The 13,891-nt window shown below is 74.8% G+C and carries 13 protein-coding genes; 4 read left to right on the top strand and 9 right to left on the bottom strand.

Features of this window, described 5'->3' with window-relative positions:
- Nucleotides 1-210: 210 nt before the first annotated feature.
- Together BM339_RS10725 and BM339_RS10720 are read right to left on the bottom strand one after the other, a co-directional pair.
- Nucleotides 211-1,107 carry an N-acetylmuramic acid 6-phosphate etherase gene (locus tag BM339_RS10725; RefSeq protein ID WP_075020742.1) on the bottom strand — a complete coding sequence of 299 codons (897 nt, stop codon included), beginning with the start codon at nucleotides 1,105-1,107 and terminating at the stop codon, nucleotides 211-213.
- Complete coding sequence (locus BM339_RS10720) at nucleotides 1,104-2,090, bottom strand: MurR/RpiR family transcriptional regulator (protein ID WP_021596998.1); 987 nt, start codon at nucleotides 2,088-2,090, stop codon at nucleotides 1,104-1,106. Before BM339_RS10720 ends, BM339_RS10725 begins: the two co-directional genes overlap by 4 nt.
- Nucleotides 2,091-2,151: 61 nt before the next feature.
- Between BM339_RS10720 and BM339_RS10715 the strand changes: the two genes are divergently transcribed.
- The 4 genes from BM339_RS10715 (at nucleotide 2,152) to BM339_RS10700 (ending at nucleotide 8,223) form a co-directional block, all read left to right on the top strand.
- On the top strand, nucleotides 2,152-3,360 hold the full coding sequence (locus BM339_RS10715) for an N-acetylglucosamine kinase (protein ID WP_256255292.1): 1,209 nt from the start codon (nucleotides 2,152-2,154) through the stop codon (nucleotides 3,358-3,360).
- 377 nt (nucleotides 3,361-3,737) lie between these two features.
- Nucleotides 3,738-5,906, top strand: a complete 2,169-nt coding sequence (locus tag BM339_RS10710; protein ID WP_075020740.1) for a transglycosylase domain-containing protein — start codon at nucleotides 3,738-3,740, stop codon at nucleotides 5,904-5,906.
- 140 nt (nucleotides 5,907-6,046) lie between these two features.
- Complete coding sequence (locus tag BM339_RS10705) at nucleotides 6,047-7,657, top strand: glycoside hydrolase family 3 protein (protein WP_244938438.1); 1,611 nt, start codon at nucleotides 6,047-6,049, stop codon at nucleotides 7,655-7,657.
- 74 nt (nucleotides 7,658-7,731) lie between these two features.
- Nucleotides 7,732-8,223: a hypothetical protein gene (locus tag BM339_RS10700; protein WP_021597048.1), complete on the top strand. Its 492-nt coding sequence runs from the start codon at nucleotides 7,732-7,734 to the stop codon at nucleotides 8,221-8,223.
- Between the two features lie 31 nt (nucleotides 8,224-8,254).
- Here BM339_RS10700 and ptsP read toward each other — a convergent pair whose 3' ends face one another.
- From ptsP to nagA, 7 genes are read right to left on the bottom strand one after another with little or no spacing between them, the layout of a single operon-like run.
- Nucleotides 8,255-9,937 (bottom strand): phosphoenolpyruvate--protein phosphotransferase, encoded by a 1,683-nt coding sequence (ptsP, locus tag BM339_RS10695; RefSeq protein ID WP_075020738.1) that lies wholly within the window; start codon nucleotides 9,935-9,937, stop codon nucleotides 8,255-8,257.
- 1 nt (nucleotide 9,938) lies between these two features.
- Nucleotides 9,939-10,211: an HPr family phosphocarrier protein gene (locus BM339_RS10690; RefSeq protein ID WP_021597046.1), complete on the bottom strand. Its 273-nt coding sequence runs from the start codon at nucleotides 10,209-10,211 to the stop codon at nucleotides 9,939-9,941.
- Between the two features lie 16 nt (nucleotides 10,212-10,227).
- Nucleotides 10,228-10,908 (bottom strand): HAD family hydrolase, encoded by a 681-nt coding sequence (locus BM339_RS10685; RefSeq protein ID WP_021597045.1) that lies wholly within the window; start codon nucleotides 10,906-10,908, stop codon nucleotides 10,228-10,230.
- 4 nt (nucleotides 10,909-10,912) lie between these two features.
- The gene (locus BM339_RS10680; RefSeq protein ID WP_021597044.1) at nucleotides 10,913-11,362 is read right to left on the bottom strand and encodes a PTS sugar transporter subunit IIA; all 450 of its coding nucleotides are present in this window, start codon (nucleotides 11,360-11,362) and stop codon (nucleotides 10,913-10,915) included.
- Between the two features lie 18 nt (nucleotides 11,363-11,380).
- A complete protein-coding gene (locus BM339_RS10675; protein WP_021597043.1) occupies nucleotides 11,381-11,614 on the bottom strand; it encodes a PTS sugar transporter subunit IIB in 234 nt (77 codons plus the stop codon).
- A gap of 18 nt (nucleotides 11,615-11,632) precedes the next feature.
- Nucleotides 11,633-12,673, bottom strand: a complete 1,041-nt coding sequence (locus BM339_RS10670; RefSeq protein ID WP_083597538.1) for an SIS domain-containing protein — start codon at nucleotides 12,671-12,673, stop codon at nucleotides 11,633-11,635.
- Nucleotides 12,670-13,830: an N-acetylglucosamine-6-phosphate deacetylase gene (gene nagA, locus BM339_RS10665; RefSeq protein WP_075020736.1), complete on the bottom strand. Its 1,161-nt coding sequence runs from the start codon at nucleotides 13,828-13,830 to the stop codon at nucleotides 12,670-12,672. The genes BM339_RS10670 and nagA overlap by 4 nt, the downstream gene beginning before the upstream one ends.
- Nucleotides 13,831-13,891: the final 61 nt, after the last annotated feature.

Here is a 13,891-nt window from a genome sequence, read left to right as displayed (position 1 = left end):
GATGGTAAGTGATCCCGGCGAGATGTCCGAAGGGCACGGCCGCCACAAGGACCGACCGCCGGGCGGAGGGCGGGCGCCGCCGGGGAGCGTCCATGGTCATGCGATCGGTGCGGGGACGATCGCATGACCACGGAACCCCGTCGGGCCGGCGTCTCCCTCGCCGGTCCGTGCTCTCCGGTGCCCCCGGGCGTCCGGGTCACCGGTCCCCGGTCAGACTGATCTGAGGCGCTGGAGCGCCTCCCGGACGCCGCCGTCGGTCTCCTCCAGGACCACCGTCGCGCGTGCCGCGGGCACCTCGCCGAGCAGCGAGACCAGCGCGACGCGGGTGTTCCCCCCCGCCTCCTCCAGCGCGTTCTCGCAGGTGCGGGCGTCCATCCCCGTCGCCTCGGTGAGGATGCGCACCAGCCGGGCGCGCAGCTTGGAGTTCAGCGCGTTCACGCTGACCATCAGGTTGGAGTAGGTGCGCCCCATCCTGATCATCAGCGTGGTGGAGAAGGAGTTGAGCACCAGCTTGGTCGCGGTGCCCGCCTTCATCCGGGTGGACCCGCTGATCACCTCGGGCCCGGTGGCGAGGCCGATGTGCACCTCGACCTCGTCCCCGTACGGGGTGTGCGGGTTGCAGCTGATCAGCGCCGTGCGGGCCCCCACCGCGGTGGCGGCGCGCAGGGCGCCCACGACGTAGGGGGTGCGGCCGCTCGCGGCGATGCCGATGGCGACGTCGCCCGGCTGGACGTCGCGGGCGTCCCGGCGGCCGAGCTCGACGTCGTCCTCCACGTCGGAGATGGCCTGGGACAGCGCGCCGGGCCCGCCGGCGTGGTGGGCCACCACCCGGCCCCAGATGCCGAACGTCGGGGGCAGCTCGGCGGCGTCCAGCACCGCGAGCCGGCCGGACGTGCCGGCGCCGAAGTAGTGCACCCGGCCGCCCGCCCGCAGCGAGTCGACGGCGAGGTCCACCAGCCGCGCCACCTCGGGCAGGACGGCGGCGACGACCATCGGGACGGTCGCGTCCTCCGTGTTGATCAGGCGTAGCACCTCCATGGTCGGCAGCGTGTCGACGTCGAGGGTCCGGGGGTTCCGTCCCTCGGTGGGGAGCTCGCAATCGATCACCGACGCCTCCGGTCGGGTCGCACGGTCCGTCCGCGGACCGCCTCGAACGTGGCTTCCAGGGCCTTGCGGGTCGGCCCGTAGGTGCGCTGCGCCACTCCGACGAAGACGCAGTCGACCACTGTGAGCTGCGCCAGCCGGCTGGCGGTGGCGCCGGAGCGGAAGGTCGTCTCCCGCGCGGCCGTCGTCAGGATCAGGTCCGCCACCTCCGCTATCGGGGACTTCGGGAAGTTGGTGAGCGCCACGGTCTTCGCGCCCCGGGTCTTGGCGACCTCCAGCGCGTCGATGGTCTCCACCGTGGCGCCGGTGTGCGAGATGCCGATCGCCACGTCGCCGTTGCCGAGGACGGCGGCGCTGGTCAGCATGATGTGCGCGTCCGCCCACGCCGAGCAGACGCGTCCGATCCGGTGCAGCTTCTGCTGGAAGTCGGCCGCGACGAACGCGCTGGCGCCGACGCCGTAGACGTCCACCCGCTCCGCGGCGACGACGGCGTCCACGACCTGTTCGAGCATCTTGATGTCGAGCTGGGCGGCGGTCTCCTCGACGGCGCGGGCGTCGGCGAAGGTCACCTTCTCGACGATCTGCTCCAGCGAGTCGTCGGGGCTGATGTCGCTGCCGATGACCCGGCCGCCGGCGGCGCTCTGGGCGCGGCCGGCCTCGGTGGCGAGGGTCAGCCGCAGTTCTGGGTAACCATGGAATCCGATCGCGCGGCAGAACCTGATGACGGTCGTCTCGGACGTGCCGCAGGTCTGCGCGAGCTCGGTGATGGTGGAGTTGGCGACCCCTTCGGGGTCGTCGATGACGCGTTGAGCGACTCGTCGCTCGGCGGGGGGCAGCGAGGGAAGCAGCGATCGGACGCGCACCACCGTGCTCAGCGGCGTGGCGTCCCTGTCCTTGGTCTGGCCCGGCACGTCGTCCCGTGACGCGTCGGGCTCCCCCGTGATCCCCCGCTCGGGGCCCCGACCGGGGCCGATGGGTTTCCTCATGGAGGAAATTTTCTTACGCGCGAGATGTCACGTCAACGGTAGAAAAGGCTACGGTCGCCATGTGTTGACCCATTTGGCCGGTCCTTACGTGGTCGGTATCGACGCGGGTGGCACGAAGACCCGCTGCGTCGTGCTGACGCTCGGGGGTGCCCTGGCCGGTTCCGGCACCGGCCCCGGGGCCAACCCCAACTCAGGAGGCGACACCGCTGGGGCGCTGACCACCGCCCTGCGGGAAGCGCTCGGGGACCTGGACCGTACCCACATCCTCACCGGCGTGTTCGGCATCGCCGGCGCCGGCTCGGCCGGCCGGCCCGCCGCCGTCGCGGCGGCGCGGCAGGCCTGGCAGGCCGTCGGGCTGCGCGGCTCGCCCGCCGTTGTGACCGATATCGCGGTGGCGTTCGCCGCCGGAACCAGCGAGCCCAAGGGCATCGTGGTGTTCTCCGGCACGGGCGCCGGCGCGGCGGTCATCAACGACGGCGCGATCGTGCAGCGCGCCGACGGCTACGGCTGGCTGGTCGGGGACGAGGGTTCGGCGGTGTGGCTCGGGAAGGAGGCCGTGCGGGCGGCGCTCGCCGCCTACGACGGCCGCGGCTCCCCGACACTGCTCACCGATTCGGTCCCCCGGGCGCTGCTCGGCGCCACCGTGGTCGCGGAGATCGACTCGGAACGGCGAAGATCCTTCCCCCGGAGGGCGCTGGCCATGGCCGGCGCCCATTCGCCGTCACCGGGCGCCTCCGTGCTGCCGCAACCCGCCTCGCTCGCCTCCGGAGGGGCTCCCCCGGGCAGGGGCACGGGCACCGCCGTGCTGGTCCCCGAGTCCGCCTATCCGCCGTCCGTCCCCTATCCCGCGCCGGGAGGCGGGCCCACCGGCCCGCACGGGCCACCGGGCCATCCCGAGTCCGCCCCGCCCAACCCGCGCATCGCCCAAGCGATCATCAAGGAGGTGTACGGCCGCCCACCGGCGGCCCTGGGCCGGCTCGGCCCGGTGGTCGCCGCCGCCGCGGCCGCCGGCGATCCCGTGGCCAGGCGCATCACCGACGAGGCCGCGCAGTGGCTGCTGCGCGACGTCGACGCGGTGCGCCCGGCCTTGTCCGACCCCTGCGCACCGGTCGTGATGCACGGCTCGGTGCTGCGTGAAGGCCCCGTCGCCGAGGCCGTCCGCACCGGCCTGCGCGCCCGCTTCGCCGAGGCGCCGCGCAGCGCCGGCGACGGAGCCGTCGGCGCGGCCGGGATGGCGCTGCGCCGCCTCGGCCACCCCCTGCCCGGCTGAGCCGCTCCGCCCGCGGCGGACGACTCCTCCGGCTCCGGCCCGGCCGTCCCGATCCGGCCCGGCCGTCAGGTTCATCGCGATGGACCCCACCAGATCCGCAATTCCTTGCGATCCCGGGGTCCATCGTGATTAAGCTGTGACCACGGTGGCGACAGCGCCGCGGGAGCGGTCCCGAGAGGGCCGCGTCCGGCGGGACCACCGGCCACAGGCGTGGCTCGTACCGAATCGACTGCGTTACTCCGCAGCGTCGTCCGCGCGGGATGCTCCCGACCCGAGCGCCCCTCCCAGCACGCGCATGCCCTCAGCCGCATGCCCGCCCGCGCTCCCGCATGCCCGGACGACGGCCGACTCCGTACTCCCACGTCGAACGAGGTCGCATGCACTCCCTGCCCAGGCCCCGCCGTGTCCGGCCGGCCCTAGCCCGCCTGTCCCGCGCCGTCCTGCCCCGCTCGCGCCGATGGCGCCGGGCCATCGTGATGATCATCACACCCGTCGTGCTGGCGGCCGCCCTCACCGTGGTCGCCTACGTCCGGACCCCGCTGCCGACCCGGCCGCAGGACGGCGTCACCGACGAGGGCTCCACCGTCTACTACGCCGACGGCCGGACGCCGCTGTTCCGTCTCGGCGCCAACCGGGAGAGCGTCCGGCACGACCAGATCCCCGACCGGCTGCGCTGGGCGGTGCTCGCCGCCGAGGACCGCGGCTTCTACGACGGCCACGGCGTCTCCCCCGCCGGGACGATCCGGGCGATGTGGAACAACGCCTCGGGCGGCGACACCCAGGGCGGCTCGACCGTCACCCAGCAGCTCGCCCGCAACTACTTCAAGGGCCTGAGCCGCGACCGGACGGTGCGGCGCAAGATCAAGGAGATCTTCATCGCGGTGAAGCTGGACCGGCACCGCGCCAAGGACGAGATCCTCGACCTGTACCTCAACACGATCTACTTCGGCCGGCAGACGTCCGGGGTGCAGGCGGCGTCCCGCGCCTACTTCGACAAGGACGTCTGGCAGCTGGACGTGGCGGAGTGCGCCCTGCTCGCCGCGATGATCCAGCGGCCGGTGTACTTCAAGACCCAGGGCCACGACGCGCCGGCCCGCGCGCTGCGGGCCCGCTGGCGGTACGTCCTCGACGGGATGGTGTCGATGGGCAGGCTGACCCGCGCCGAGGCCGCCCGGCAGCGCTTCCCCCGGACGCAGGACGAGTGGACGGGCGTCAGCCTGTCGGGCCAGGACCTCCTGGTCCGCCAGCGCGTCGAGGAGGAGCTGGCGAGCGTCGGCATCCCGATCGACAGCGTGGTGAACGGCCGGCTGAAGATCTACACGGGGCTGGACCGGCGGTGGATGCGGCACGCCGAGGACGCCATGCGCGGGGCGCGCGAGCCGCAGTGGCCCCGGACCGTGCGCGGCGGCCTGGTCGCCGTGGACGCCAAGAGCGGCGCGGTCAAGGCGTTCTACGGCGGCGACCCGGAGCGCACCCAGGTCGACTCGGTGTTCGGCCCTGTGGCGCAGGCGGGCTCGACGTTCAAGCCGTACGTGCTGGCCGCCGCGCTGCGCAAGGGCCTCAGCGTCCGGACGAAGGTGAGCGGGAAGTCGCCGCAGAAGTTCGCGCCGGACGGTGCGAACACGCCGGCGACCGCACCCGGCTACAGGGTCGAGAACGACGAGGAGATCGGCTCGCGCGGCACGATGGACCTGGTCGAGGCGACCGCCCTGTCGGTCAACACCGGGTACGTGAAGGCGGCGCTGAAGACGGGGATCGCGAACGTCGCGGAGACGGCGCGGCTGTTCGGCGTCCCCGCGTCCGCGCTCGCGCCGTTCAAGGGGCAGGCGGGGATCGCGCTCGGCATCCCCGACGTCGCGGCGGTCACGCAGGCCGCCGGGTACGCGGCGTTCGCGAACGGCGGCACGGCGGTCGTCCCGCACCTGGTGACCAAGGTGGTCGACGCCGGCGGCCGCCGGGTGCCGCTGCCCTGGGACCGGCCGGGCCGCCGCGTGCTGAACCAGGAGCAGGCCGCGCAGGCGACGTTCGCGCTGCGGGAGACGGTCAAGACCGGGACGGGCCGGCGCGCGGCCCTGTCCGATCGTGAGGCGGCGGGCAAGACCGGCACGACCGAGCACAACCGCGCCGCCTGGTTCGTCGGGTTCGTCCCGCAGGTCTCGGCCGCGGTGGTGGTCGGCAACGCGAAGCCCGGCACGCTGCGGAACCTGCCCGGCTTCCGGGGGACGGTCGCCGGCGAGAACCTGCCCGCCACGATCTGGCACGCGTTCATGGACAAGGTCGCCCGCGACCTGCCGGTCCTGCCGTTCCCCGAACCCGCGTTCTCCGGCGTCGCCGCGAACTGGGCCGACCCCGCCCCGGACGAGCGGAAGCCCGGCCCGCCGGACCAGGGCACCGGCCCGGCCGGGCCGGGTCTCGCCGAGAGGGAGGCGGCGAAGCGGAAGCAGGAGCAGGCCGCCAGGCCGCCGGAGGGCACCGCCACGCCGCGGACGACGCGCAAGCCGAACGCGGACGGCCGGGACCTCGGGACGCCGGCCGCCCGGGACTGAGCCTCGGGAGATCGAGTCGACAGCGGGCCGGGGAACGGCTACCGTCGCGGCGTCCGATGCGACCGAGTTACCGAGACCACGTCGGGGGGCCTGGTCAGGTGCGTGCTTCACGTTCACTCGCGCTCGCGGCGGTGGCGTCCGTGCTGGTCACGGGGGTCGCCGGCTGCGGAGGCGGCGGTGGGAGCGGCAAGAGCGGGCGGACGCCGTCCGCCCGTTCCGCCGCGCCCGGCTCGCCGGGCGGCGGCACGCCTGCGCCGGACGCGTGGATCCCCGGCCGGGTCGCGAAGATGAGCGTGGCGGAGAAGGTCGGGCAGCTGTTCGTCCCGACGTTCTCCAGCCGCGCCGACGCGCTCGCCAAGATCAAGAAGTACCGGGTGGGCGGGCTGATCTACTTCCCGGGCAACTTCGGCACCCCGGCGAAGACGGCGGCGCAGTCGAACGCGCTGCAGAAGGCGTCGAAGATCCCGCTGCTCCTCGGTGTGGACGAGGAGCAGGGCATCGTCTCGCGGACGCCGTTCATCACCGCCTTCCCCGGCAACATGGCGCTCGGCGCGACCCGGAACCCGGCGGACGCCCGCGCCGCCGCCCAGGTCACCGGCGCGGAGCTGCGCGCGGTCGGCATCAACCTCGACTACGCCCCCGACGCCGACGTCAACGTGAACCCGCGCAACCCGGTGATCGGGGTGCGCTCGTTCGGCGCCGACCCGGCGCTGGCGTCCACGATGGTGCGGGGCGCCATCGGCGGCTACCAGGCCGCCGGGGTCGCCGCCACCGCCAAGCACTTCCCCGGGCACGGCGACACCGCCACCGACAGCCACACCGGCCTGCCGGTGATCGGCCACTCGCCGGCGGCGTGGGAGCGGCTGGACGCGCCCCCGTTCAAGGCGGCGATCGAGGCGGGCGTGGACGTCATCATGACCGCGCACATCGTGATGCCGAAGCTCGACCGGTCCGGCGACCCGTCCACGCTGTCGAAGACCGTGCTGACCGGGCTGCTGCGCGAGAAGCTCGGCTACCAGGGCGTGATCACGACCGACTCGCTGGAGATGGCGGGCGTGCGCGAGAAGTACGGCGACGCGGCCGTACCGGTCCGGGCGATCAACGCGGGCGCCGACCAGCTGCTGATGCCGCCGGACCTCCCGCGCGCCTACAAGGCCGTGGTGAAGGCCGTCCGGTCCGGGAAGATCACGCGCAAGCGGCTGGACGAGTCGGTGACGCGGATCCTCAGACTCAAGCAGCGCCGCGGCCTGTTCCAGGGGACGGCCGTCGACCCGGCCAAGGCCGCCGCCTCCGTCGGCACGGCCGCGCACAAGGCCGCCGCCCGGCAGGTCGCCGAGCACGCGGTCACCCTCGTCCGCAACAAGGGCGACGTGCTGCCACTCAAGGGCAAGAAGGTCGCGGTGTCGGGGCCGGACGGCGACCGCCTCCGGGCCGCGCTGCGCCGCCAGGGCGTCGCGACGGCGGCGGCGGGCTCGGCGGACGTCACCGTGCTGACCACCGAGAACGCCGGGGCGGCGACCGCCGCCCGCATCCGCGCGCTCGGGCCGAAGCCGGTGGTCGTCGCCGCGCTCGGCCGCCCCTACGACCTCGACGCGGCCGGGGCCGCGCAGGCGGCACTCGCCACCTACTCCTCCAGCCGGGTGTCGGTCGAGGCGCTGGCCCGGGTGCTGAGCGGCGCGGTGAAGCCGACCGGCAGGCTCCCGGCCCCCGCGGCCGGGAAGCCGGCCGGGTTCGGCATCAGCTACCGGTAGGGTCCCGCCGATGGACGCGGCCGCCCGTCTGCTGGGAGGATCGGGCCGCCTTCGCGCCCACAGGAGGTGTCCCCGTGCGCGTCCGCCCGTTACTCCTGGCCCTGATGCTGCTCTCCTCGCCGGCGGCGTGCGGCGGGAAGGACGAGGTCACGATGCCGCCGCTCACGCCCGAACCCGGTGACTCGCGGCTCGCCGACACGCCCACCACGGCGTCGTCGTCGCGGACCCTCGCGGCACGGCTCGCGCTGTACAGGTACCTGCGCGGGATCGCCGCCGGGAACGTCAAGGCGTGCGCGTTCCTGACGGCGAGCTACGAGCGGCGCGTGTTCGGCGGGCCGGGCAGGTGCCGTTCAGGGCTCGCCGAGGCGCGTGCGAGATTGCGCCCGCAGGACATCGCGGCGCTGCGGGGCGTCACGGTCCCCGTCTGCGAGGCGGCGCCGGACGGCGGCTGCACCGTCCGGTTCGCGGACCTCCGGTGGAAGGGCGAGCCCGCGAGCCAGGGCGGCCTCCTCGCCGCGAGCTTCACCCTCCGCAAGACAGGGACCTACTGGCGGATCGCCGCCTGACCCGCCTGACCCGCCGCCGTGATCCGACCCGTCACAGCCCGAGGTCCGCGAGACCGGGCAGGCGGGCGCGGGCGGCGTCCTTGGCCTCCCCGGCGCTGCGGGCGGCCCGCGCCGCGGCGGCGGCCTCGCGGCACTCGTCCAGCGTGTGCCGGGCGAGCGCGGCGCGCACCAGCGGGAGGGACGGGGCGCTCATCGACAGCGACGTCACGCCGAGGCCCACCAGCACGCACGCGAGCACCGGGTCGCCGGCCGCCTCCCCGCACACCCCGCACGACACGCCCGCGCCGGCCGCGGGGGCGACCAGGTCGAGGACGGCGGGCTGCCACGGGTCCTGGAGGTGCGCGAGGCCGCCGATCTGCCGGTCCGCCGCGCACGCGTACTGGGTGAGGTCGTTGGTGCCGATGCTGAAGAACTCCACCTCGGGCGCGAGGTCGCGGGCGCGCAGCGCGGCGGCGGGCACCTCGATCATGACGCCCGGATGCTCGATGCCCGCCTCCCGGCAGGCGGCGGCGAAGAAGGCGGCCTCGGCCGCGTCCGTCACCATCGGCGCCATGACCTGGAGCTTCACGGTCAGCCCGGCCGCGGCGCGGGCGAGGGCGGACAGCTGCGCTGACAGCACGTCCGGGTGCAGGCGCATCATCCGCAGCCCGCGCTCGCCGAGCGCCGGGTTCGGCTCGTCGCCGGGCGCCGGCAGGAACGCCAGCGGCTTGTCCGCGCCCGCGTCGAGCGTCCGGACGACCACGCGGCCCTCCGGGAACGCCTCCAGCACCTTGCGGTACGCCTTCTCCTGTTCCGCGTCGGACGGCGGCGTCGCGCGGTCGAGGAACAGGAACTCGGTCCGGTACAGCCCGACGCCCTCCGCCCCGTTCGCGAGCGCCGCCTCGACGTCCTTCGGGCCGCCGATGTTCGCCAGCAGCGGGACTGCGTGCCCGTCCCGGGTGGCGCCCGGCCCGGTCGACTCCCGCAGGGCCGACGCGCGGGCGTCGGCGGCGGCCCGCGCCGCGGACACCTCGCTGCCGGACGGGTCGAGCAGCACGGTCCCGGCGGCGCCGTCCACGAGGACGCGGGTCCCGTCGGCGATCGTCGTCGCGCCCTTCAGCGCGACGACCGCGGGCACCCCCATCGTCCGGGCGATGATGGCGGTGTGGCTGGTCGGGCCGCCCTCCTCCGTCACGAACGCGACGACCTGCGCCGGGTCGAGGACGGCCGTGTCCGCGGGCGCGAGGTCCCGCGCGACGAGCACGAACGGCTCGTCGGACTCCGGGACGCCCGGCACCGGCAGGCCGAGCAGCCGGGCGATCGCGCGGTCGCGGATGTCGTCGAGGTCGGTGACGCGGGCGGCCATGTACTCGCCGGCCCCGGCGAGCATCTCCCGGTAGACGCCGAACGCGTCGAACACGGCGCGCGCCGCCGCCGCCCCCTCGCCGATCGCGCCGCGGACGCCGTCGGCGAGGCCCGGATCGCGGGCCATCAGCGCCTGCGCGTTCAGCACGTCCCGGCCGTCGGCGTTGCCGGCCGCGGCGGCGCGCTCACCGCGCTCCTCCAGGTCGGCGGCGACGGCCTCCAGCGCGGCCAGCGCGGTGTCGGTCTCGGCGGCGGCGTCGCCGCCGTGCCGCGCGCCCGCGGGCGGCTCCGGAACGGCCCCGGCGATGCTCCGTACCGGTCCGGACCCGACCCCCGGGCTGACGCCCGCGCCCTGCATCACCCCGCCCATCTCAGGCCTCCTCTGGCTCCGGCGTGGACAGCAGCTTCTGCAGCCCGTCGAGCAACTCCTCGGCGCCCTCGCCCTCGGCGGACAGCACGATCTCCTCGCCGTGCCGCGCGTCCAGCCCCAGCACGGCGAGGATGCTCTTGGCGTTCACCGGGGTGCCGCCGCGCTTGGCCACGGTCACGTCCATCGGGGCCTTCGCCGCGGTCTGGACGAACAGCGCGGCCGGCCGCGCGTGCAGCCCCACCCTGGACTCGATCTTGACGTTGCGCTCGGTCACCGCACACTCCTTCTCGCTATAGCCCGGCGACGGGCCGGCGCACCCGCAGCGCGGGGCCCGGCACGACGTCCACTTCCTTGAAATCGGCGACCACGTGGTCGGCGTCGGCCAGCGCGCCCGCCGGCTGCGTGGTGATGACGCCCACGCAGGTCATGCCCGCGGCCTTCACGGCCGCCACGCCCGCGGGGGCGTCCTCGAACCCGATCGTCTCCTGCGGCGGGACGTCCAGGTCGCGCGCGGCGGCCAGGTACCCCTCCGGATGCGGCTTGCCGGTGACGACGTCCCCGGCGGTCACCACGATGTCGAGCAGGTCGCGGATGCCCAGCTCGGCGAGCAGCCCCTCGGCGTAGGGGCGCTGCCCGGACGTCACCACCGCCAGCGGCACGCCCGCGTCCGCCAGGGACCGGACGAGGTCCACGGCGCCGGGGACGGGCGCGGCGGCCGGCATCCCCGGCACCGACTCGTAGGACAGCGCCTGCGCGAACAGCTCCTCGACCGTCCGGCCGGGGAACAGGTGCGCGAGGTCCTCCAGGACCTCCTGCCCGCGGCGCCCCGCGAACGAGGCGATCAGCGCCTCGTCGTGCGGGACGCCGTGCGCCTCGAACAGCCGCGACCACATCACCCGGTTGCGCGGCTCGGTGTCGATCAGGGTTCCGTCCAGGTCGAACACGGCCGCGCCGAGGCCGATCACCGCCATGCGCTCAGCTCCATGTGAACAGCTCGTCCCCCTTGGTCACCTCGCCCGACTCGACCACGTCCGACAGGGCGTCGGCGCCCGCGTCCAGCGCGACCACGGCGCAGATCGGCGAGCGCCCGCCCGCCTCGATCACGGCCGGGTCCCACCCGACGACCGGCTGGCCTGCGGTGACCTCGTCGCCCTCGGCGGCGAGGAGCTCGAACCCCTGCCCCTTCAGCTTGACGGTGTCGATGCCGAGATGCACGAGGACGCCGTGGCCCTCCTCGTCCACCACGACGTACGCGTGCGGGTGCAGCTTGACGATCTTCCCGGTGACCGGGGCGAGGGCGGGGCCGCGCCCGCGCTCGGGGTCGACCGCCGTGCCCGGCCCGACCATGGCCTGGGCGAACACCGGGTCGGGGACGCCGGCGAGGCCGACGACCCGCCCGGCGACGGGTGAGAGTACTCGGGTCATTGGGGGTCCCCTCGGGGGTCAGTCGAGGATGTCCTCGATGTCGCTGGCGATGGTGTCCGCCTCCGGGCCGACGACGACCTGGACGACGGTTCCGCTGCGCATGACGCCGAACGCGCCCGCCTTCTTCAGCGCCGCGTCGTCGACCTTGCCGGCGTCGGAGACCTCGGTGCGCAGCCGGGTCGCGCACGGCTCGATCTCGACGATGTTGTCGGCGCCGCCCAGCGCCGCGATGATGGCCTCGGCCTTGTCCATGCTGGCTTCTCTCTTCTCTCAGTCGGTCTGGGTGACCTTGTTCAGCCCGCGCGGGACGTCGGGGTCGACGCCGAGCCGGCGGGCCAGGTTCTCGACCATGATCTGCCCGGGGACGATGAGCCCCAGCGGCGCCACCCACTCGGGCAGGCCGGGGCCCGGCAGCGCGGCCGAGCACACCCGCGCCAGCTCGGAGCCGCCGCCGACGCCGAAGGCGCGGGCGCCCGCGCCCTCGACCCGCGCGGCCAGCGCCACGGTACCCGGCAGCGTCGGGCCGGAGTCCGCCGCGACCAGCAGCGCGGGGGTCTGGCCGTCCACGACGGCGATCGGGCCGTGCAGCAGGTCGGCGTACGACAGGCCCATGGCGTGCAGGTAGCACGCCTCCTTGAGCTTCAGCGCCAGCTCCAGCGCGGTGCCGAACGCGATGCCGCGGCCGGACACCACCGCGCCCGGGACCTTCGCCAGCTCCTCGACGATCTCCGGCAGTGCGGGAGACGCCTCGGTCTGCGCGATCATGCGGGCGACCTCGTCGGGGACGCGGCGCAGCTCGTCCACCGCGACGTCCGCGCCGAGGCCGAGGCCGAGCACCGACAGCGCGGCGAGCTGGGTGGTGTAGGTCTTGGTGGCCGGGACGGCGATCTCCTCGCCCGCGCTGGTGACCAGCGCGACCTCGGCGGCCTCGGCGAGCGGGGACCCGGCGCCGTTGGTGACCGCGACGGTCCGGGCGCCGCAGTCCTTCGCCCAGTCGAGGGTCTCGACGATCTCCTCGGTCTTGCCGGACTGGCTGATCGCCACGGCCAGCACGCCGTCCAGGTCGAGCCGGCGCCGGTAGGTCGTCGCGATGGACGGCGCGGCGAGCGTGGCCAGCCGCCCGGCGTGCGCCTCCACGAGGTAGCGCCCGTACACCGCGGCGTTGTCGGAGGAGCCGCGCGCGATGAACAGCACCTGCCGGGTCTCCCGCGCCAGCGCCGCGATGTCGGCGGTGCGCGGGAGGAGCGCGTCGATCGTCCGGCGCAGCGCGTCCGGCTGCTCGCCGATCTCGGCGCGCATCTGACTGGTCATGATCCCCCTCCGAAGACGTTCTGCCCGTTGACCCATGTGGTACGCGCCCGGTGGCCGGGGCCCAGCCAGACCAGGTCGGCGGCGGCGCCGGGGGCGATCCGGCCGAGATCGGGACGTCCGACCAGGTCGGCCGGGACCCGGGTCGCGGCGTCCACCGGGGCGGCCTCGCCGAGGCCGAGGCCGATCGCGTTGCCGACCGCCTCGTCCAGCCGGAGGCCGGACCCGGCGATGGTGCCGTCGGCGCGCAGCGGCGGGCCCTGCTCGGGCATGGTGATGGGCTCGCCGCCGAGGTCGTAGGTGCCGGGCGGCATCCCGGCGGCCGCCGCGGCGTCGGTGACGAGCACGACCCGTCCCGCCGCGGCCCGGAACACCAGCTCGGCGACCGGGGCCGAGACGTGGTGCAGGTCGAGGATGAGGCCGGGGCTGAGCCGGTCGTCGATGAGCGCCTGCACGGCGACGCCCGGGTCGCGGTGGTGGACGCCGCTCTGCGCGTTGAAGATGTGGGTGACCTTGCGGGCTCCGGCGTCGGCCGCGGCGGAGACCTGCGCGGCGGTGGCGTCGCTGTGCCCGACGCTCACCAGGACGCCCGCCTCGGTCAGGGTGCGGATCGCGTCGAGCGCGCCGTTCCGCTCCGGGGCGAGCGTGACCAGCCTGACCAGCCCGGTCTCCAGCAGGGTCTTGATCGCCTCGGGCTCGGGGTCGGTCAGGTGGGCCGCGTTGTGCGCGCCCTTGCGCTTCTGCGACAGGAACGGGCCTTCGAGGTGGACGCCGAGGACGCGCGTCCCAGGGGGCAGACCGGCGATCAGGTCGCGGGCGCGCCGCAGGGACTCGGCCTGCTTCGCTACGGGCGCGGTGATGAAGGTGGGGAGGAACGCGGTCACGCCGGTCTCGGGGAGGCGGGAGACGACGGTGTGCCAGCCGGACTCGTCGGCGTCGGCCATGTCGTGGCCGAAGAAGCCGTTCACCTGGAGGTCGACCAGTCCGGGCGCGAGGAGGCCGTCGGGCAGCTCGGTGTCCGGGGTGCGGGGCGGGGGTCCCTCGCCGGCCTCGGCGATGACGCCGTCCTCGACGCGGACGTATCCCGGGGAGACGACACGGGTAGGACTGCCCGCGGGGGTAATGATCATGCGGTGGGCCGTGATCAGCAGTGATGCCATGGGGGCGCACTCTCCGTGACGCGATGATCGCGGGGTCGTTCCTCCGGATTCCCAACTGGTC

This window comes from Actinomadura madurae, assembly GCF_900115095.1.
In the GTDB taxonomy this organism is placed as follows: domain Bacteria; phylum Actinomycetota; class Actinomycetes; order Streptosporangiales; family Streptosporangiaceae; genus Spirillospora; species Spirillospora madurae.
Note: the sequence above shows the minus strand (reverse complement) of the source record. Positions and strands in the feature narration are given on the sequence as shown.